This window comes from Blautia hansenii DSM 20583, assembly GCF_002222595.2.
Lineage (GTDB): Bacteria > Bacillota > Clostridia > Lachnospirales > Lachnospiraceae > Blautia > Blautia hansenii.
In genome coordinates, this window is sequence record NZ_CP022413.2 from 2,648,704 (window position 1) to 2,668,535 (window position 19,832).

Here is a 19,832-nt window from a genome sequence, read left to right on the forward strand (position 1 = left end):
TCCCCTTTAAATAAAACATAAATCATGATACGCACATTTTTTACAAACCTTCGTTTCCAGAAATTCCGGTGGTACATTTTGCTTTCTAATTTTACAGATTTCCGAAATAATTCCTTCCAGTTTTTTTATATCTTCATCCGCTAATTCTACAATAACATTTTTCTTAAGAAGAGGATAGTCAATTTTCCCTCTAATATTTTCAACACCTCTTTGTTTTAAATAATACAAGTAATATTTAACTTGCCAAATTCCCGCCTCTTCTATAGATTTACTCTTTTTTATTTCGTGAAGTTCATGATGTTCCTTAATAAAATCAATATTAATCACATTATCAATGTTAATATGCTTTTCGTCTCTCTGATAACTATGTTCGTCCAGCAATTTTCCCAGCATCACATTTTCATTCTCTGCCTCCATATTAATTTCATGACAGAAATACCATAATTTTCTTTTACATACAAAATAGTAGTAAATCATTACTCCCGTAATTCGTTCTTCCATATAAAAGTTCCTCTTAAATTATATAAAAAATTGCTCGTCCTCAATCTGTTTCAATAGTAAACCGCATCCTTTTCCAGTTTCTCTGTCAAATTCATACTTTAAATTTATTCTATGTATATCTAAAATTTTACAATTCCCCTTTTCACCTACAGTTGCAACATCGACTCCCTTCATATTCCCATATCGATTCAAATTTAAAGTCAAATCATTTAATTTCGCAGTAAACACACTTTTTACATTTCTTCCAATATGTGGACATTCAAGTACTTCTATACTTTTTTCAAATATTATTTGATTTTCATCATAAATACTGTCCGGTACTACCGTTATGCTCTGTATATTCCGAAACTTTTCATCTGTTTCCTGTTTGCTATACTCCAAAGGTGTAAGTTCCTCAAAATGTTTCAAATATTTTTCAATTTCTTTGTAATAAGAAGTATCCATAATTTCTTCTGCACAGTAAACCTGATTAATATAATCTATTTTCTCTTTTTCAGACAATGTTTTGCCTACATATTGATGTAACTTATCCAAAGAGCGAGAATATAACTCTTTTCCATATACAGACTTATCGCCAACTCCATTCTCATTTGCATACACAATAATATTCGCTTCCTCTGGCTGATATCGTGCTTTTCTATTACACCTTCCCATTCTTTGTAGCAAACTATCTGCGGTACACATTTCTGTATATAATATATCAAAATCAATATCTAAACTTGCCTCTACGAGCTGCGTTGTAACCCAAATTCCCGCTACATCTCTATCTTCTGAAAATTGCATAATCATCTTTTCCAGTTGATTTCTGTCACGTCTAATATATCTGGAATGAAGGAGATGGACTTCCTCTGTCCATTCCTCTAACTCCTTATAAATTTCTTGTGCTTTTGAAACAGTATTACATATAATCAACACTTTTTTCTCTAAGCCCTGCTCCGCTATTTCATCAATGTCCATTTCTCCATCACGAATATCCACTTTATGCCTTAGCCACTCAGAGGAATTTGAAAAATCTTGAAACTGATAATTCTCTTCCTTCAATAGTCCGTGTTGTTTCATAAAATGCTCTAAAACAGGAGGAAATGTTGCTGTAATAATTGCAAATTTCCCACCCATTGATACAATTTGTTTCAGACCATATATAATAGCCGCAATCACTTGAGGTGAGTACGCTTGTATCTCATCCAATACTATTTTTGAATATTTTAAAGTTGCCGGAAATATCTCTGTTCCTAAAGCCTTATATACAAACTTAAACAATTGGTCAACTGTACATATAGTCAGTGGATTTGCCAATAATTTTGCTCTTTCATACTTTTTATATGTATCCGTATCATCACTTTCTTTCAAATACACTTGCATACTATCTGAATGCAAAAGTGCAACATCTTCATATCTATAACGTACCTTTATTCGCTCATAAATTGCATTAGAAGATACTCTTAATGGCAATGTATAAAACCCCTTCTCTCCGTTTAACCATAGAAGTGCGGCTTCCGTTTTTCCAGAACCAGTAGGTGCAATAACAACCAAATTCTGTTCTACATTCTCTTTCATATATGTCTGCACAGGACGGAGATTATAATTTTTCAATGCTTCTTCCACGTTCTTTATCAATTCTCTTTTTTCTAAATCCGGATTAATTTCTGCATTTTCGTAGCCTGCACTAACCGTATAATCAAACTTATTCAACATACCTTTAATAGTTGAATATAGTACCCATTTCTCCCATTTTATCGGCAGATTTTTACAATTGTTATTATTTCTAAATAACAACTTATTGCGATAGCTGCTACGAATCAATACCTTTCCCCTTCCTAGATATTTTTCTAAATGCTCTCTGTAATATTGCTCTGCATATTCTTTTATCTCCGCGCTATCCCATTCATCATTTCGTGTGTGATGATAATAAACCGCCGTCAAAAACATATCAAAATCCTCTCTCTTAAAGCAATCTGATATCTGTAGAAATTCATCAACAGAAATGGACAGTGCACTCAAAAATCCATGAGGAATTTGTTTTTTATTTTTATTATAGCTAGATAGTTCTTCTTTTACCTCTTCATTTACAACTGCTTGAAATAATAAATTAGCTTTTCCCCAATCATGTATTCTACATGCTTCTATAATCAGCCTCTTTTCCTTTTCTGTAAAATACTGATCATATCTTACAAAAAATCTTTCTGCACATGCTACAATATCCTTTTCATGCTCTTTTAGAGTTTTTTGCATTTCTATATTTTCTACATAAATCTTCTCAATTTCATCCTCAAGAATTTTTATTTCCCATTCCTCCAATTCGCAACTTGAATCTTGTAATATTTTTTGCAATAAGTTTTCAATTTTTTTCTTTTCTCTTTCTGTCTTTCCTTTCTCTTTTGATTTTGCATAATACTCCATAATATTACTCCTCCATTTTCCAAAATGTATCTATTAAATCTTTCTCTAAGCAAATATAATTGCTGCTTCATCTCCAGAGTCATCTATAAATGCTTTTTCTAGTGTTTCTCCAGCTCCTATATAATACGCTCTTATTCTTCCACCTTCACGTTTCCATCTACGCATTCCTTGTTTTGTAATTTCATATTCCTTTGTTAAAGTATATATTGTAGAACTTTGATTTTCGAGAAGCTTTTCCCCCTCCTCCGTCTCATAGTCTACTGGAATATAAATATCACGTTTCACTGTTACTTCTTCCTCTTGAAAAATATTTACAATATCCACACTTTCTATATCCAAAATATCTTCATATCTCCCAAGCGAAAGATATTTAGGCGGATTTTTCAGCGATTCATATACTTTTTGAAAATCTTCTTCCCCCGGCACAATATGAATAACCATTCGATTATTACAAACCAACTCTACATTGGCAATCCCCTTAAAAATACCATAGTTTTCTTTATCTTTTATGCAAATCTGATGACGTCCTTCCTCATATTTGGAACCAGAAGAAAAAGAATATCTCGTATACAACTCAGAAATTGTTCCCGCATTAGTTCCTTGAATACTTAATTTCATCGGATGAAACTCTGTAAATTCACACGCTGCATGAATCATTCCTAAAACTGTGGAATAGGGTGGTAATGGAAACGTTTCTTTTATAATAAAACTACTTGGTTTCCGATAATTTGCCAAATTTTGAAAACACTGTAATCTAATTGCCTTCTCCATAATACGCATCCACTTCCTCTTTCAAACACTTAAACACTGAACCTACTGTTTCTGCTGATAATGCCTGCTTAATCTCAGCATCATTATCAAAAATTCCTGTTGTTACTCCCGCATAAGTAAATTGTTTAATTCCACTGTCCTCAATAATTTCTTTTAAAGTGTCTACATTTATTTTATTTTTCTTAATCATCATTCTATTTTCAAAAAATGGATTTTTCCGTTCGTATCTTCCTCCTATAACAAATAATGGACTTAAATTTTCTCTTCTCCCTTTAATATCACGATATAAATAGCAAAGAGCTTCCAAAAGAGCCTTTACCCTTTCAGCTTTTTCTTCTTGTGAAATCTCAACTTCCCCATCCACTCCTACTCTGTCAAGATCAATTGACATCGTATAAGTATAATAAGAACGATGAATTTCACTTTGTGCAATTCCATTTTCCAAATTCTGTCTTTTTGCCATTCCCATATTTGTTAAAAATTCCAAGTCACTCTGATATGGTTCCAATGCAATAGCATTGCTCAGCCTTGCAACTGCACTCCTCGTTGTTGCTCCTCCCTTTTGTTCATCGGCTTTGGATGTTGTCTTCATATATCCAAACAAATCTATTTCCGGATAATCTTCAATAGTTGCCGATGGTGCAAACTGTACAACACCACTTTTCCCATCAACAGGCGTCTTATCCCACTCTAATTGCTGGATAATATTATATCTCATTGCCTGTCTGGAAATATAAGAATACTGCTCATAGGTACCTCTTGACATTTTTTTGAGTGTTGTAATATTCCCTATTCCCTCACCATAGTTTGCACTCTCCGCAAGAAAAATCATTGTTACTGTTAAACCTTTTCTTTCCATAACTATTTTTCCTCCTTCTTATCTTCTAATTTATTATTCCAACAACTTCCCTTTAGTCCAAGCACAAATGCATACCCCAACTCTTGAAATACTTCTTTTCCATATAACATATCCACAAATCCATCCGGCATCAATAGTTTCGTAGAACTATACAATCTTATTACAATATCTATAAATTTACCCGTATCTTTTACAGACAACGCATTCAAAAGCTGATAAATCGTTCCTCTTAAACAGTCGTCTTTTGTTACTCCTTTAGCTTCCATAATAGCTTTTCGTAAATTATAGCCATTATTTCTCATAGTTTTTTGACCCATAGTAATGTTCCTTTCCTTATCTTTTCCACATCTGACAAGTCTCGCCCATACTTGAACAACATATACCCAATATGCAGCAAACAATATTCCCTCATTTTCAATCGCTTCTTTCATCAATCGATTTAATAAAGTATATTGATTTTGATAGTTTAAAACATTCATAACTACAACCTCATGAACATTAAAAAAATCACCATTTAATTTAATAAACGGATGTTTTCCAAGGTAATTTAATGCATCACTCACTTTTTCTTTCTCCAGTATAGACAATACTTCCTTTCCAATATTGTTGCAAATGTATTTGTCTTCTGCCTGTATTCCTCTTAATATTACTTGGATATTAGATATCTCCCTTTTCTTTTCCGAAAGAACTATGTTTAAATTTCGTGAAAACCAAACGGAATATTTTTCTTCCTCTTTCTTTTCAGATAAGAATTTACTCTTACCACTCTTTTGATTTGCTGATATTAAACTATGGATACTTTCATTCATATTCAAAAAAACAAATTTATTTGCATATAATTGAAATCCTAATGGGCTTAGAGCATACAAATATGCACATACCGGACACAAATATGCATCTACCTTACAGTTCCAGAAAGCTGATTTCTTTCTTGACAAATCATCTGCCATCTCTTTCATAAATGCGATAGATACTTTTTCCTTAGAATCCATAGGCATACCACAATCAATACAAAGGTCTTTTGCCTTTTTATGATCGTTCCCCCAATACTTACGAAGTGGTTCAGAAAATTCTTTCTCAAATAATCCTCGCATATCCTTTTTTGCATTTGCTCGAAGCAAAAAACATTTACCATCCCAAAACCTGTTAATATATGTATATATAATACTTTTCATTGTAAATGTTTCTTTGCATAATGGCTGCACTAAAAATCGTTGAAGCTTCTGTAGCCGCATTTTTAATTCCTGTTGTTCCAACTTATCACTCAACTTATTCTTCTTTAAATTTAAATATATCTCCACATCCTCAATCTGATCTTTTATATTTTCAAATCCCGCCTGGTAACTATTAGACAACAACTTATCATTGATAAATTTAAGATCTTCTTTTATTTCTTTTCCCGGCTTCCATTCTTCTGTTTCTATCTTCTGTAGACAACTGTAGATTTTCTCCAACACTCTCTCATAAACAGTAAACGGTCCCAAACCTGCAACAAATGCTTTAAAATACATATCTGTCCAGTCTGCTTCTATTGCAAAATCCTTTGCAATCCACAACTCCTGTTCATTTTCCGAAATTCCATAATCTATATTATCTCTAGCCGCTGAAATTTCCAGCATATACCACATACCTACAATTCCTGCATTTTTTAAAAAATCACCGGTTGTAATAACAAAGCGTTCCAACATTTTCCCTCCTTTCTACCATATAATTTCAAACTTCCCGTGTCCTTCAGATCTGCGCGTCCCCATTCCTGCTTGGTATAACAAATTCAAAAGTTCCGGACTTCCACACAATTTATAAACACCAATGCTAGCATCTACTTTTCTTCCAAAAACATTTACCACAATCTTTTTTCCCTTAATAGGTAAAATTCCAAATCCATCTGTTGATATCGGGATAGATAACTTCTGCAAAAAGAAATTAATGTTTTCCTTTAATACATTTTCGAATTCTGAGTCATCACATGTATAGTAATAATCTTTATTTGTCTCTACCTCATGCCTTCTTACAATCAAAGAACTTTGTAGCTTAATAATAACTTCTGTTTCTTTGATTTCTCGAAGTTTTCGCGTCCGAACACTCGTTAATGTCATCGAATTGTTCTTTATCGGATAGTGCTGAAATTTCATCATTTTAAACGAATTAAAAAATAATATCATCTGTGCCAAATCCGCATTAGAAAAAAACATACTAAACCGAGTCTCTTGAAGCAATATTTTATCATCTTTAAATCTTCCCCCTGGAAGATAATAAGAAAAAGCAAAAGGTTTAATTACTGACTTTGTCTTATCGTATAATGACTCATATAATTCTGTAGAATAATTACTTGTAGATGCTTTTATAAAGCTAACCAACAAACGATCTAGCTCCAGCGGAAGTTCCGGTTTTTCTAAAGTGAAGTCTAATTTCAACTGAAACATAATTTCTCTCCTCCTTTCTTTTTTATTTTGTTATGACCAGTGTAGCATATTTTTTACTCATTCGCAACATTTTATTTAAAATCAATTTTAATGGTTATATATTGATTTTTTACATTTTTCATAGTATACTTTTGATGGAATATATAACATTTTGGAATGTAAATTTAAAGTTGATATTAAATATTCTAAATAATAGACACATTTTGGAACCACTACATATATTAAGTATTAGGAAGATTTTCATAAAAACAAAAAACTAATCATCGACAAGCAGATTACTAATACGCCATCTTAAAGTATTATTTTTAGTCACCCCCACTGACAATAATCACTACGTTTTGAAAACAGTTATTATTACTTTAAGCTAAAATCTTATACTCAATCATTCAAACTACAGCTTGTCCGAAACAAAGAGAAGTATATAAATCTTAATTTTGCATATCTAAAAAATATATATGAACTTGAATAAAGTTAGCTTTTTACCTTTGTCTTATATATAGCAGTTACAAAATTGTATATCAAAAAAAGGAGAGAAATTGATATGCTCCGTTTTCTGACCTTTTCATTATTCTGATATCCTCCACTCATGCATAATACTCTATTCCAAAGTGTAGTATCTATCCTACTTTTGTAATCTCAAAAATAGTTAAATATGAAACTTTTAATAGAGTTGTATCTCTTAAAAATATACTTTTCTAACAATTTAGTTTGCAACAGAAGAAATTTAGTGTTTCATGAAATTCGTATATTTCAGAGTCTATTTTTCGGTTATTCGCTCCAAAACTACCAATATATCTTTAATATTCTGTCTTAGGAAATACTACAGCAATCTAAAGAATTAGATAAACTTCATTTAGGATGCGATTTTTCCAGTCTTCAATCGTAGGAAGAAACTTATCCGTAACGTCTGAAATAAAACCTTACTCTATTTCAAAACCATAGATATATTCACTCATTTCTAAATTCTGTCTGGTCGTCATTCCTTTTACATACATAAAAATAATCCTTTAATCAATATCTAAAATATTCTTCTGTCATTTGTACTCTGTATCCAGATTTCTTTCCTCTTACCATAACAAAAGGTCTCCTTATGATAAAATATTTTATCATAGAAGACCCTTCATAATATCATGTATCAAAAAATCAACTACCAAATAAAATTGCTATTCACAAAGCCTTAAATAATCCTTTCCAAAAAATTCAAGATATCCTTCTTCCAATCCTTCTTCCGCAACAATAAATGTAAAATACACTTCTTTTTCTGAATGTGGTTCTAATCTTACATAATACTTTCCATTATACTTGCTGTCAGAAACTCCTCCTTTAATATCGTATGGCGGTTCATTTTCCATAAGTGGGCTGTAAAACACCGGATATACCGGAAGTTCTTCCCACAACTTATCTGTGGTGTTTTGTAATTTCACTGTAACTTCCATCTTCTTCACCGGACCATCTATCTTATGTACCTCATCTTCCACCTCAGAAAATGTAATATCCGTCACCTGTAGGCTGCATCCTTTTGCATAATCCGGATACTCTATTTTTTCTCCCAGAGTAACTTTTTTATTTATAGATTTCTCTTTTTCTCTTTCATAAAAATCATCTTTTTCATAAATTTTTATTTGCTTTCCTATTTCCAATACTTCTTCTTTGGGAATAAAGGAAGCTACAAACATCTGCACTACATACCCTTCTTTTTCATAAAACTGAAGCAGACCCCATCGATATCCTGATTCTTCTCCTCTATCAATCAGCAGTTTTTTTACATTTCCAGTCTGCCAGATTTCACAGGTTTTATATGGAAATTGTTCTTTTTCCATCCATTCATCTACCAAAATTGTAATACCATTTGCTCCCCAAACTCCTCCAAAAGAATATTTTCCAAGAGAATATTTTTCTTTTTCCTCATCCCAGACTTCATAACCTTCCGGTAAATACTCAGGAACAGCAATTACATCAGCACATTCCTTCTTTCTCTCTACTTCCACAAAAATTGTTTGTGCTCCCTCTTCGATTTCTACCTGAATTGCCTCTCCATTTTTCGTCATTGCATAAACGGTAAAAGAAATTCCTACTACAATTATTACTGCCGCTGCTGCTTGAAGAATTCTTCTAATCACACAGTTATGAAACATTACTTTTTTCTCTCTATTTGTTTCTGCCAAGGACAATAATCTTTGTTTTTTATTTTGATAATCTTTTGAAAAATCATGTATTTGTTCTTCTTTCCAAAACTGCTCTTCTTCTATTTCTTGTCCCAGTTTTCCATTATCGGATCTAACTTTTTTTCCTGTTTCATTGTCAAATTCCTCCTCCCATTCTAATCGGTCAGCAATCAGTTTTCGTGCCCTCTCCAATCTTTTGTTTACATTTCCTTCACTAATTCCTAAAATATTACCTGTCTCTTTTGCTGAAAATCCATAATAGCATCGCAATTTAATGATTTCCCTATACTCAGTTGGAACCGCTTGCAATAATCGCTGAAGGAACTCTCTGTCCTCTACGGATTTTATAAATGTACTTGTCTCTTCTCCACATTTCCCCTGTTCAGACAGCCATTCATTCTGTTTATTGTTCCTGCGATACTGATCAATTGCTGTGTTTCGAACTATTTTTAAAACAAGTTTTTGTGTTTTTGGACTATCGGGAGCATCAATCTCCGGTAAATATTTCAAAAGTTTCTCAAAACTATCCTGCACCGCATCCTCTGCCTGTTCCTTGTTATGAAGAACCCCATAGGCAACCCGATACATTCCCTGCTCATACAATTCATACATGGTTTCCAGCAGGATTTTAAATCCATTCTTTTCCAAGGTTTCTCACCTCCCTGTTTTTGTCTTTCATAAAATATAACGAATGTTTGAAGGAAAATCTGACAACAATATCCTACCATTTTCTTGTCACCAGACATAAAAAGAGCCAAGAAAGCCCGTAAAATAGGCATTTCTTGGCTCTAATATATTATTCAAACTCGCAAAGTTCTATCTGCTTTGCAGTGTTTCTCTGGTGTTTCAGTCTCAAAACAGTTCATTTATGAACTGTTTTGTATGGTTTCTCTATGTTTTCATCTAATTGTATTGTCATTTTATTGTCAGTAATATGCTATATATTTCAATAACTAATAGTCTTAAATACTATAATACCTATAAAGCACTTCAATCCCCCTACAAACTGGAATTTCATACTATCCCCAAAATATACCTGCTAAAATAGCAAGTGTAAGTCCTACTACTCCAATAACACAAAATATGTTTATAACTGTTTTTATTGTTGATTTTGCAGAACTTATATCCTCATAAATAGAAGATAGTTGTTTTTCACTTAAATTTTTACTTCTAACGTCTTGTACATCAATATCCTTTACAAGTGCGTCAAGTGATAATCCAAAATAATCACTCAACAAAACAAGTCTTTGAAAATCGGGATAACTTTGAGCCAGCTCCCACTTAGATATTGTTTGTCTTGATACACCTAATGCATTACCAAGTTCATCTTGTGATAAACCTTTTGACTTACGAAGCTCTATGAGTTTTTCATTAAAATTCATACTTTATTCCTCCTACTGATTTCTATTTTTGTAATTCAATTATAGAAAACAATATACTTTATAGCAACCAACTACCGTTGGCAATTCGTCAACCTTAGATAACATCACGAAAAACTTCTAATTTGTCGCTTTCACCATACCCATATTATAACAGTTCCATATATCCGCTACAATGAAAATCTATTCAGCAATACTATTTCTTCTGCTGTCCCTGCGGAGCGTAGTTCTTGTCGCTGGCTCTGATACGGTGTCCTTTATCCCAAACCATGCACATAAATCAATCACTCCTTTCTGGGTATGAAAAAACAGTCAATCCTAAGACTAACTGCTTTGTGTGTATGGATATGAAGTTTTCAAACTGGGCGTTTATTATTTCTTCTTTTTCGGTTTTGAATTTGGTAACTCATCATACATAGCATTAAATAATCCTGCTAAAAATTCCTTATTATCAACTTCATCTACCAACAACATTTCTTTTGCTCCCTCATAGGGTAATTCATACGGAGCTGTCGGCATATAACTAATTGCCGATTTCACTGGTTTAACAAGCAATCTATCATCATAGATACCACCTACAATCTTGCCACGATAATAGATAATAAATTCTCCCATCATAGCTCGATAAGTAATTTCTTCTAACTCAGATAACTGCCCTAAAATAAACTCTAAATATTCCTTGCTTGATGCCATATTTCCACCTCAAATTCCAGTTTATATCGCTTCTCTCAGTCTAAATGTCCCATTAGCTTGCAAACCATTCTTTTAATTCTTACAATAATTCCTCCAACACCTCCCAGTCTTGATAATAAGATGCCGAGCACAAAAAATATCACTATAACAGTAGCCATATCCAAATAATTTTCACCCATATTTTTTCTCCTTTACAACTTCAAATTTATCGTTCAAACGACAAATATCTCGTTCCTTGAAAAGTCAGTCTGCCAGTATCACCTTCTACAAGCATTCCATATTCTGTTCCAGAAACGCAAAGCTCTATTCTGTCTCCACTTTCCACCTGAAATGTCACATAATATGAAGTGCTTGTTGTAGTATGGAATCCGTGTGCACCGCTCGAATCACCTGCATTTGCATGTTGATGATGTGTAATGTTTTCTCGCTTTGCAACAACGACAACTGGCACTGTTAATCTAGGTGACTGATTATTCTTATTCCATGTGATAATTCCCTGCACCAAAGAGAAAATAATAATACCAACCACAATAATAAACATGACTGGAAACATAACGTTTATCAACTCAAACATCTCAAACACCCTCCTCGTATCACCAGATTTTTTTGTTTTGACAATTTCATATTTATCACTTGTCATATAAACTGAGAGTTATCTTACATATCTTTCATAATCAAAATAGTTCCTAAAATATATCCGCAATCCCATTCATTAAATATTTCATTATCATAGTGAAAACAAGGGTGTTTAAATACAATACCAGCACCAATTCCATTGTCAAATGTCTTTAGGTAATCTTCATCATTAGAAGATAGAACTTTTATAGACTCTGGGAATTTTTTCCCAAAGACCTCTTCATCACTATAAATATCCTTTTGATACTTAGGCAATGCTAATATTTTACCTCTTATAAAAAAATTAACTGTCATTCTGTATATTTTAGAAGCAGGTGTTTCTTCATCTTTTGGAATATCATAAATAGTTTTATCAACATCTATCTTAGTTAAATCAACTCCCAAGGAATTAAAAAATTGTTGTTGTTCTAATGATAGATTTTCTATAAACTCCATATTAGCTGTTTTATCAGTAGAATAATCAACTTCTTTATATAATTGTTTTGTTAAGTCAATATCAACATTTAATTGCCAAGGATTAAAATCAAAAATCATGCTAATGTCACCTCCACAACTTCTAATTAGTTGCTTACATTATACTTCATCAACAAAAGGAATGGAAGATTTTTTGTACCAAGTTTTCTGCTTACACCCTACAACGTACATTTCCGCAAAATCTTTTTTACCTTTCCTTGTATCACATTACTTATAGAGCTTTCGCCTAATTCTCGAAGATCTACCAACGCTATTTTCCCTCTTTGCCTATATAAATCTATTCTCTCTGATTTACAATTCAAAAAAGCAATGTCTAGACTTTACCTTTTTAGCATAGATTTGATTTCTTCGACTTCCTTTATCTACCGCCCCTCTCTGTTCGTCTCTTCTTGATTTTTTGTTTTGCATTTGCCTGTTCCAAATGTTTTGCCACTTCTATTGCTTCCTTGATCTTATTTTCTCCCAAAACAGCTACAACCCGATCCATATCATATGTTACATTTAACAAAGCTACATTTTCTTTCTTTATAACAGATATTTCCTCTCTCAACCGATCCACACGATTTTCAAGATCCAGGGTTCGATCTGATAGCTTTTGATTTTTGCTTTTCAGTTCTAAATGTTTGCTATACAATGCCTGTATCATGTTCGCAACTTTTTTCACCAAAGGAAATATTCTCTTCCTGTAAGATTTTGCAGACTCTAAAGTTCCGGCTTCTGGCAGCCATTCTTCCGGATAATATCCATACTCACGTGCATGTGAGTCAACAAGTCCAGCTTTTGAATTTAGTGCAGAAAATCGTTTTTCTAACACTTCTGTCTTTTTAATTACCGCATCTCTCTCTTTTTCTGCCTGTTCTTTTTCCTTTTGGATCTCATCCACACATTCACTGATATCATGCAAATCATGTTCCAATAAATTCTTATGTTCCGTTAATTCTTCTACTTCCTGTTCTCGAACCTTTTTCTTGTAATCCAATACAGAAAGATGTGGTTCATGAGTTCCTTTCTGATCCCATTCTATCTCATTTTCTCTCATGACCATGGCTAGTTTTTCCTTTTCCGATTGCACCCATTGATTTAACTCCGTCTCACTTCTTGATCCACCTTTAAATCCTAATGACGATAAGGCTTGTTTTAAAGATACTCTTGTATCAAGTCCTCGCTTACTTCCTGTAACATAGGGAATAAAATCAATATGCAGATGTGGGGTTGCTTCGTCTAAATGCAGATGAGCAGCAAATACTCGCAACGTAGGATTCCGTTCTTGAAATTCTTTCATGTATTCATCTAATATTTTTGCAGCAAGTTGTCCTTCCATCGTTTCTGATCCCATATTGTCTTTATCACCGATCTGAAGGATAACCTCATGAAATAATTTTTCTTGTTTCCCGGAACGTATCTTTTCGTAGTAATCATCTATCTTACGATCTTTTCGAGTCTGTTTATCATTGTAACGCTTCAAGGCGTCGTCAAATAATTCATGATATACGTCTTTGATATCTTCATTACAATATTCAACGTTCCAATGGGTTCTGTTCGGATCCGTATTCTTTGCATGAAATTTTCTACTATTATGGTTCAGGGAGCCTTTTCCTGTCATAAAACTAATCGTCCTCTTCAATAAATCTCCTTTCATTCATTTTAAAACGCCAGATATGGCGATTATGTTTTGTTACTTTTGTCAAAAGTAACGCAAAAGCACTTTCGACAGCCTAACGTCCATCAAAAGTACCCTTGCGCCCTGCCGGGAGCTTTCAAATCAGCCAGTACTGTATCGGCTACACCCTACAGCAATTCTCCTTGTTTGGTATGATACAGGTGCGTGCCACGCTCCTGTTCTATATTCCCAAAACAAACATCACCATCGATAACTGGCTGACACTCCACGCTTATCTAAATATTCCTGTCGTGCTTTCTCCTGCTCTTCCTCAGAAGGAGCAGTCTTATACTTCGTATAGAGTTCATGTCTGACTAATGCATCCAATTTTTCTTCCAAGCCATTTCGAATATCTTCTTCATACTGATCATCTGAACCCAAATGATAAAAGATCAATTTTCGAAACAGTTCATAATCAATCTGTACTTTTTTCATCACTTCACTCCTTTTTAATCAAGGTGGCAAGATTCCCTATTCTTTAAGATATGGTAATCTTGCCATCTTCCTTTACTCTTCTTGTAACATCCAGAACCATTTATTTCCTATCTTCACAGAATCAATCTGTAATTCCTTCTTCGCATTCCAAAGTGTTTTCTTTTTAATTCCTCGTTCTTCTGCTTCTTCCGCTATTTTTGCCTGTTCCATTGATCCATTTGCTAAGATCTCTTTTAAAAATTCTTTCGCACTTCGGATCTTTTGCCCTCGTCCATCACCAGACAATAAATCCTCTGCACTGATGTCATATTTTCCAATCCAATGAAATCCTTTTTCTTTGTCTAATCGAAAGGCGATAGCATCTCCTTCCGGAGCAAGAGAACTCTTTACATGACAGATCACTCGGATTTCCGGTTCATCTTTCACTCTTCCAACAATCAATACGCTTCTTGCTGCCGCTTGAAAGTCAATAGACCCCAATCCACGATAGGATGATTTTCCATTACTATTCTTATTCATATGACCGATCAGAATAATGGCACATTGATATTTCTCTGCTAATACAGAAATTCTTTTCATCAATGGACGAATCTCATTTGCCCTATGCATATCAACACCAGCCCCTAGAAAGCCTTGAATTGGATCTAATACTACAAGTCTTGCTTTCGTCTGAATAATCGCTTCTTCCAGCCTTGCATCTACCATTGTTAATGGCTGATCCTGGTCATCAATCACTAAGACTCTAGAACAATCTGCCCCTGCCGCTAACAATCTTGGTTTGATTGTATCGCCCAATCCATCTTCAGCTGTTTGATAAATCACATTGATTGGCTTTACACCTGTTTCTTCTTCAGTTATCTCATTTAGTATTGGTTCTCCCTTTGTTAATTTTGCAATGATCTGCAACACCACGGTGGTCTTACCCTCTCCAGGATCTCCCTGAATAATGGTGACCTTCCCGTATGGTATGAAGGGATAAAAGAGCCATTCGATTTCTTCCACTTCAACCTGATCCATGTGGATCAATTTCAGGCATGGTTCTGCCTTTTTTACTTCTCTATAATTATCTTCCATTTCCACCTCCTGCCCAACCGGACAAGTCCCTGGCAAACAGAATTTAACAATTGTTGCAACAACAATTTTGTTATATACTCAAGTTGTTAAGGTGATATATCAGTTATTCTGATGATCAGGGAACTTGCTCAGATTATTTCTGGGCTTTTTCTTTTTTCCTTCTTTCATAGTTTCTTTCTTCTGCAAATGCATTTAATATCTCCAACATTGTTCGAATAGGTGTAAACAACTCTTCATCGGCATCCTCTAATGTAGTTAACCTTTTTAGTTCCTCTTCAATCCCTCGAAGCTGTTTTCTAAACTGTACTAACATCAACGGATTTCCTACTGCTGTGACTTTTTGATGTAAAACACTTTCAATGATATATTCTTGTCTCGTCTGGTATCCACAAATCTTTACTCTTAAATCTAGCTCTTTATTTTCTTCCGGAGACATTCGAAACGCTATGGTCACATTACGCCACCGATTCTTGTTATCCCTATTTTTTTCACTCATCCAGATATTCCTCTCTTTCCTGATTTAGATTTTCCGCCATTTCTGTTTGGATTGTCGGGAATAAATGCGCATATCGATATGTGATTTCCACACTTTCATGCCCTACCCTTTCTCCAATTGCCACCGCAGAATATCCCATATTAATCAACAATGACACGTGAGAATGTCGTAAATCATGGATTCGTATTCTCTTCACTCCTGACAACTTCACACCACGATCCATTTCATGATGAAGATAGCTTTTTGAAATTTGGAATATCCTGTCATTTTCATTTAAACCATACAGCATTCCTATATACGCTTCTAATTCTTCGCTTAAAAATTCCGGCATGGTGATCATACGATTACTCTTCACAGTCTTAGGATCCGTAATAATATCCTTCCCCTCTAATCTTTGATAAGACTTATTGATCCGGATAGTACAAGCCTGAAAATCGAAATCTGCCGGTGTCAGTGCTAACAACTCTCCCATACGCACTCCACACCAATATAAGATTTCAAATGCATAAAAGGAGATTGGCTTATCCGCCACCGCTTCAATGAACTTCATATACTCTTCTTTTGTCCAGAAAAGCATCTCTTTTGTTCTTTCTTTTCCCATAGATCCTGCCTTGCGTGCAGCATTGCTTTTCAAATCATAGAAATTAACTGCATGATTCAAAATTGCACTCAGCTGATTATGGATGGTCTTTAGATAGACCTGTGAATAGCCTTCTCCTTGTTTATTTCGATAGTTCATCATGGTGTTCTGCCACTGTCGAATATCGGAAGGTTTTATTTCCTGCAACTTCTTTTTCGAAAAATATGGGAGAATCTTTTTTTCTACAATATGCTTTTTCGTCAGCCAGGTATTATATTTGATTCTGGATTTGATATCATTCAGATAAAGATCTACAAAATCTTCAAAATACATATCCAGACTCAAATTCTCCTTTAATTTAAACGCTCTTTCCCATTCCTGGGCATCACATTTGCGTTTAAATCCCCTTTTCGTCTTCTGCTTTCTTACGCCGGTCCAGTCCTTATAATAGGTTCTTACCTCGTAAGTATTTGACTTTTGGTTTTTGATTACTGTCAAAACATCACCTCCTGCTATTTCATTTCGTTCATACCGTAAACTCGTTCTTCAAAATATTTACGGCTGATTTTTCCTTTGACAACAACGAAACCTTTTTGCTCCAATTCAGCATTCAACTGACGGATCAAACGATACGCATAGGAATCAGATACTTCTAATTCTTTTGCTACTTCTTTTGCTGATATAAATAATTTACTAGCCATCTATATCCCTCCTTTCTTTTTTCAGTTCATTATCGAACGGTGTATATGCATCATAACATTTCATTTCCGTACTGTCAATAGAATAATTTCAAAAATGAACGGTTTATTTTTATATTTCATTTTTGAACTGTTTATGCTATACTTTTAAGTAACAATCAGCAAAGGAGTGTTTTCTTATGACAGTAGGTGAGAAAATAAGAAAATTCCGGATCGATCAAGGATATACACAGAAAGAATTGGCAATCATGTCCGGATTGAGCGAATCGGCAATTAGAAATTATGAACTTGGGAATCGTTTCCCATCATCAGAACAATTAGAAAAAATAGCAAACTCATTAAAGATCAGTCCATACGCCATGTCTGATCCAAACTTTGATACTTATGTTAGTGTCATGCACGCATTATTTGCTTTAGAGGATCAATATGGACTGCACGCCTACCGGGATGAATCTGGCGTACCGCAGCTCATGTTTAAAGACAAAGGACATGATTCTTTAAATATGCTGGATCATATTGGAGCATGGGCTGATATGTACCAGAAATTCAGAAATGAAGAGATTACAGAAAAAGAATATTTAGACTGGAAAAGTCAATTCCCAGCTAAATAAAAAGAAATTATTTACAATAATATTAAAAAAGTATTGTCATTTGATTGTCAACGGACATAAAAAGAGCCAAGAAAGCCCGTAAAATAGGCATTTCTTGGCTCTAATATATTATTCAAACTCTATCGTAGCCACCGGCTTCGGAGTAATTTCATAGCATACTCTGCTGACACTTGGAACTTCCGCCGTAATTCTAGCGCAAATTTTTTCCAGAATATCATAATCAATTCTTTCAATGCTTGCAGTCATGGCATCAATGGTATTAACAGCACGAATTACCACCATATATCCCATGCTTCTTGCATTATCTCTTACACCAACAGCTTTAAAATCCGGTACTACAGTAAAATACTGCCATACTTTCTTATCAAGACCTGCTTCTGCAAATTCTTCACGAAGGATAGCATCAGATTCACGAAGTGCTTCCAATCTGTCTCTTGTAATTGCACCAAGACATCTTACACCAAGTCCCGGTCCTGGGAACGGCTGACGGTAAACCATATCATGAGGCAATCCCAGTTCAATACCGCAAGCACGAACTTCATCTTTAAACAACTGTTTCAAAGGTTCTACCAATTCAAACTGTAAGTCTTCCGGCAGACCTCCTACATTATGATGAGACTTCACACATTTAGCTGTTTTTGTACCACTTTCGATAATATCAGGATAAATAGTTCCCTGTCCTAAGAAATCAATGCCTTCCAATTTTCTGGCTTCTTCTTCAAATACACGGATAAATTCACCGCCGATAATTTTACGTTTTTCTTCTGGGTCAGCTACATTTTCCAGTTTTCCTAAAAATCTTTCTGTAGCATCTACATAAATCAGATTTGCGTGAAGCTCGTCTCTAAAGATTTTCACAACGCTTTCAGACTCATTTTTACGCATTAAGCCATGATTTACATGAACACATACAAGCTGCTGTCCAATGGCTTTAATTAACATAGCTGCTACAACAGAAGAATCTACACCGCCGGATAAAGCCAGTAAAACCTTCTTATCCCCTACCTGTTTACGGATAAGTTCTACCTGATCCTCGATAAAATTCTTCATATTCCAGTTTGCTTCTGCCTTACATTCTTCAAATACAAATTGTTTTAATTCTTCCTGATTTGGAAGCTCCTTAAACTGTTTTTCACATTTTGAAGCCGGATAATCAACAGAAATCATTGGGTATCCTAAAGTGTAAAGCTCTGGTCTTATTTCCACTTCTTTTCCATCTACAACTCTGTTTTCTCCACCGTTTAAAATAATACCTTTTACATTATCCAGCGCCTGAAGTTCTTCCACAGTAATATCATGTGGATGAATTTCACTGTAAACTCCCAGCTCTCTGATTTCTCTGGCAACCACTGTATTTTCAGTGCTGCCCAAATCCAGAATTACAATCATATCCTGTTTCATGGTATTCTCTCCTTTTACATTTGAAATCTAAACGTACTTCTATTATACCTCTTAACCTGATAAAAATCATCAGAAACTTACTACTCATCCATCAAATCGTACCAATTCAGCCATATTAGCTCGAATTGATAGTTACACCAAATTTTCTATCATCTTTTTCAAAACGCCAATACAGGTCTGATAATCCTCAGAAGGTATTCCCTCCCTTAGCTTAGTCTCGACACTGCGTATATTCTCCACGACTTCCTTTTGTATCGTCAATGATTTTTCTGTGGGAATGATTTCCTTCATTCTGGCATCTTCTTTAGAACATTCTCTGCAAATAAAACCATTTTTCTCCATAAGCTTTAAAATTTCCGTTGCCGTTGATTTTCGAATATCAAATTCCTTCTCGATATCCTTTTGATATACCGGAGCTTCTAATGCTCTAAGCAGAATAAAATGAAGTACTCTGTTCTGCATATTGGTAAGTCCACATCTCTTCTCTGAAGAAAGAGTAATTTTCCGCTTTAACTGATGAGAAAGTATGTTAATCAATCTCCCTGCATCTTCCTGATGGCTTTTCATATTCATTCC

21 protein-coding genes and 1 pseudogene are annotated in these 19,832 nt (G+C 34.3%); 1 reads left to right on the top strand and 21 read right to left on the bottom strand.

Features of this window, described 5'->3' with window-relative positions:
• Window positions 1-6: 6 nt before the first annotated feature.
• The 19 genes and pseudogenes from cas4 to CGC63_RS13475 all read right to left on the bottom strand — a co-directional run bounded on the left by cas4 (window position 7) and on the right by CGC63_RS13475 (window position 17,247).
• Window positions 7-501 carry a CRISPR-associated protein Cas4 gene (cas4, locus tag CGC63_RS13395; RefSeq protein WP_003019322.1) on the bottom strand — a complete coding sequence of 165 codons (495 nt, stop codon included), beginning with the start codon at window positions 499-501 and terminating at the stop codon, window positions 7-9.
• An 18-nt stretch (window positions 502-519) separates the two neighbouring features.
• On the bottom strand, window positions 520-2,901 hold the full coding sequence (locus CGC63_RS13400; protein WP_003019324.1) for a CRISPR-associated helicase/endonuclease Cas3: 2,382 nt from the start codon (window positions 2,899-2,901) through the stop codon (window positions 520-522).
• 45 nt (window positions 2,902-2,946) lie between these two features.
• Complete coding sequence (gene cas5 / locus CGC63_RS13405) at window positions 2,947-3,672, bottom strand: CRISPR-associated protein Cas5 (protein WP_003019326.1); 726 nt, start codon at window positions 3,670-3,672, stop codon at window positions 2,947-2,949.
• On the bottom strand, window positions 3,656-4,531 hold the full coding sequence (gene cas7i, locus CGC63_RS13410; protein ID WP_003019328.1) for a type I-B CRISPR-associated protein Cas7/Cst2/DevR: 876 nt from the start codon (window positions 4,529-4,531) through the stop codon (window positions 3,656-3,658). The genes cas5 and cas7i overlap by 17 nt, the downstream gene beginning before the upstream one ends.
• Window positions 4,532-4,533: 2 nt before the next feature.
• On the bottom strand, window positions 4,534-6,219 hold the full coding sequence (locus tag CGC63_RS13415; protein ID WP_003019330.1) for a Cas8a1 family CRISPR/Cas system-associated protein: 1,686 nt from the start codon (window positions 6,217-6,219) through the stop codon (window positions 4,534-4,536).
• A gap of 12 nt (window positions 6,220-6,231) precedes the next feature.
• Window positions 6,232-6,954, bottom strand: coding sequence for a CRISPR-associated endoribonuclease Cas6 (cas6, locus tag CGC63_RS13420; RefSeq protein ID WP_003019332.1), 723 nt, complete (start codon window positions 6,952-6,954; stop codon window positions 6,232-6,234).
• Between the two features lie 833 nt (window positions 6,955-7,787).
• Window positions 7,788-7,988: pseudogene (locus tag CGC63_RS16000) on the bottom strand (transposase); the annotation flags it as partial.
• Between the two features lie 129 nt (window positions 7,989-8,117).
• A complete protein-coding gene (locus CGC63_RS13425) occupies window positions 8,118-9,767 on the bottom strand; it encodes a sigma-70 family RNA polymerase sigma factor (protein ID WP_003019333.1) in 1,650 nt (549 codons plus the stop codon).
• 371 nt (window positions 9,768-10,138) lie between these two features.
• The gene (locus tag CGC63_RS13430; RefSeq protein WP_003019336.1) at window positions 10,139-10,501 is read right to left on the bottom strand and encodes a helix-turn-helix domain-containing protein; all 363 of its coding nucleotides are present in this window, start codon (window positions 10,499-10,501) and stop codon (window positions 10,139-10,141) included.
• Window positions 10,502-10,870: 369 nt separating this feature from the next.
• Window positions 10,871-11,191, bottom strand: coding sequence for a TfoX/Sxy family protein (locus CGC63_RS13435; protein WP_003019339.1), 321 nt, complete (start codon window positions 11,189-11,191; stop codon window positions 10,871-10,873).
• A gap of 35 nt (window positions 11,192-11,226) precedes the next feature.
• The gene (locus CGC63_RS15485) at window positions 11,227-11,370 is read right to left on the bottom strand and encodes a hypothetical protein (RefSeq protein ID WP_003019342.1); all 144 of its coding nucleotides are present in this window, start codon (window positions 11,368-11,370) and stop codon (window positions 11,227-11,229) included.
• A 26-nt stretch (window positions 11,371-11,396) separates the two neighbouring features.
• Window positions 11,397-11,765, bottom strand: a complete 369-nt coding sequence (locus CGC63_RS13440; RefSeq protein WP_008976818.1) for a DUF2500 domain-containing protein — start codon at window positions 11,763-11,765, stop codon at window positions 11,397-11,399.
• 83 nt (window positions 11,766-11,848) lie between these two features.
• On the bottom strand, window positions 11,849-12,361 hold the full coding sequence (locus CGC63_RS13445; protein ID WP_003019346.1) for a hypothetical protein: 513 nt from the start codon (window positions 12,359-12,361) through the stop codon (window positions 11,849-11,851).
• Between the two features lie 298 nt (window positions 12,362-12,659).
• Complete coding sequence (locus CGC63_RS13450) at window positions 12,660-13,904, bottom strand: plasmid recombination protein (protein WP_096637046.1); 1,245 nt, start codon at window positions 13,902-13,904, stop codon at window positions 12,660-12,662.
• A gap of 258 nt (window positions 13,905-14,162) precedes the next feature.
• Window positions 14,163-14,396: a hypothetical protein gene (locus tag CGC63_RS13455; RefSeq protein ID WP_003019356.1), complete on the bottom strand. Its 234-nt coding sequence runs from the start codon at window positions 14,394-14,396 to the stop codon at window positions 14,163-14,165.
• 72 nt (window positions 14,397-14,468) lie between these two features.
• Window positions 14,469-15,470 carry an AAA family ATPase gene (locus CGC63_RS13460; RefSeq protein ID WP_004223578.1) on the bottom strand — a complete coding sequence of 334 codons (1,002 nt, stop codon included), beginning with the start codon at window positions 15,468-15,470 and terminating at the stop codon, window positions 14,469-14,471.
• A gap of 133 nt (window positions 15,471-15,603) precedes the next feature.
• Window positions 15,604-15,966 (bottom strand): plasmid mobilization protein, encoded by a 363-nt coding sequence (locus tag CGC63_RS13465; protein WP_003019358.1) that lies wholly within the window; start codon window positions 15,964-15,966, stop codon window positions 15,604-15,606.
• Complete coding sequence (locus CGC63_RS13470) at window positions 15,959-17,044, bottom strand: site-specific integrase (protein WP_089438657.1); 1,086 nt, start codon at window positions 17,042-17,044, stop codon at window positions 15,959-15,961. Before CGC63_RS13470 ends, CGC63_RS13465 begins: the two co-directional genes overlap by 8 nt.
• 14 nt (window positions 17,045-17,058) lie before the next feature.
• Window positions 17,059-17,247 (bottom strand): hypothetical protein, encoded by a 189-nt coding sequence (locus CGC63_RS13475; RefSeq protein WP_003019365.1) that lies wholly within the window; start codon window positions 17,245-17,247, stop codon window positions 17,059-17,061.
• A gap of 176 nt (window positions 17,248-17,423) precedes the next feature.
• On the opposite strand from CGC63_RS13475, the gene CGC63_RS13480 reads away from it, so the two are divergent.
• Window positions 17,424-17,855 carry a helix-turn-helix domain-containing protein gene (locus tag CGC63_RS13480; RefSeq protein WP_003019367.1) on the top strand — a complete coding sequence of 144 codons (432 nt, stop codon included), beginning with the start codon at window positions 17,424-17,426 and terminating at the stop codon, window positions 17,853-17,855.
• A gap of 108 nt (window positions 17,856-17,963) precedes the next feature.
• On the opposite strand, the gene guaA is transcribed toward CGC63_RS13480, so the two are convergent.
• Window positions 17,964-19,256, bottom strand: a complete 1,293-nt coding sequence (gene guaA, locus CGC63_RS13485) for a glutamine-hydrolyzing GMP synthase (protein WP_003019369.1) — start codon at window positions 19,254-19,256, stop codon at window positions 17,964-17,966.
• Window positions 19,257-19,388: 132 nt separating this feature from the next.
• Entirely contained in the window at window positions 19,389-19,829 is a 441-nt protein-coding gene (locus CGC63_RS13490) for a MarR family winged helix-turn-helix transcriptional regulator (RefSeq protein ID WP_003019371.1), read from the bottom strand.
• Window positions 19,830-19,832 lie beyond the last annotated feature (3 nt).

What these genes read in the sequence shown, in the direction of transcription:
- CGC63_RS13460 (WP_004223578.1), bottom strand. Translation starts at nt 15,470, where the DNA reads ATGGAAGATAATTATAGAGAAGTAAAAAAGGCAGAACCATGCCTGAAA.
- cas6 (WP_003019332.1), bottom strand. Translation starts at nt 6,954, where the DNA reads ATGTTTCAGTTGAAATTAGACTTCACTTTAGAAAAACCGGAACTTCCG.
- CGC63_RS13400 (WP_003019324.1), bottom strand. Translation starts at nt 2,901, where the DNA reads ATGGAGTATTATGCAAAATCAAAAGAGAAAGGAAAGACAGAAAGAGAA.
- CGC63_RS13480 (WP_003019367.1), top strand. Translation starts at nt 17,424, where the DNA reads ATGACAGTAGGTGAGAAAATAAGAAAATTCCGGATCGATCAAGGATAT.
- CGC63_RS13490 (WP_003019371.1), bottom strand. Translation starts at nt 19,829, where the DNA reads ATGAATATGAAAAGCCATCAGGAAGATGCAGGGAGATTGATTAACATA.
- CGC63_RS13415 (WP_003019330.1), bottom strand. Translation starts at nt 6,219, where the DNA reads ATGTTGGAACGCTTTGTTATTACAACCGGTGATTTTTTAAAAAATGCA.
- CGC63_RS13450 (WP_096637046.1), bottom strand. Translation starts at nt 13,904, where the DNA reads ATGACAGGAAAAGGCTCCCTGAACCATAATAGTAGAAAATTTCATGCA.
- CGC63_RS13465 (WP_003019358.1), bottom strand. Translation starts at nt 15,966, where the DNA reads ATGAGTGAAAAAAATAGGGATAACAAGAATCGGTGGCGTAATGTGACC.
- guaA (WP_003019369.1), bottom strand. Translation starts at nt 19,256, where the DNA reads ATGAAACAGGATATGATTGTAATTCTGGATTTGGGCAGCACTGAAAAT.
- cas4 (WP_003019322.1), bottom strand. Translation starts at nt 501, where the DNA reads ATGGAAGAACGAATTACGGGAGTAATGATTTACTACTATTTTGTATGT.
- cas5 (WP_003019326.1), bottom strand. Translation starts at nt 3,672, where the DNA reads ATGGAGAAGGCAATTAGATTACAGTGTTTTCAAAATTTGGCAAATTAT.
- CGC63_RS13435 (WP_003019339.1), bottom strand. Translation starts at nt 11,191, where the DNA reads ATGGCATCAAGCAAGGAATATTTAGAGTTTATTTTAGGGCAGTTATCT.
- CGC63_RS13475 (WP_003019365.1), bottom strand. Translation starts at nt 17,247, where the DNA reads ATGGCTAGTAAATTATTTATATCAGCAAAAGAAGTAGCAAAAGAATTA.
- CGC63_RS13440 (WP_008976818.1), bottom strand. Translation starts at nt 11,765, where the DNA reads ATGTTTGAGTTGATAAACGTTATGTTTCCAGTCATGTTTATTATTGTG.
- CGC63_RS13455 (WP_003019356.1), bottom strand. Translation starts at nt 14,396, where the DNA reads ATGAAAAAAGTACAGATTGATTATGAACTGTTTCGAAAATTGATCTTT.
- CGC63_RS13430 (WP_003019336.1), bottom strand. Translation starts at nt 10,501, where the DNA reads ATGAATTTTAATGAAAAACTCATAGAGCTTCGTAAGTCAAAAGGTTTA.
- cas7i (WP_003019328.1), bottom strand. Translation starts at nt 4,531, where the DNA reads ATGGAAAGAAAAGGTTTAACAGTAACAATGATTTTTCTTGCGGAGAGT.
- CGC63_RS13445 (WP_003019346.1), bottom strand. Translation starts at nt 12,361, where the DNA reads ATGATTTTTGATTTTAATCCTTGGCAATTAAATGTTGATATTGACTTA.
- CGC63_RS15485 (WP_003019342.1), bottom strand. Translation starts at nt 11,370, where the DNA reads ATGGGTGAAAATTATTTGGATATGGCTACTGTTATAGTGATATTTTTT.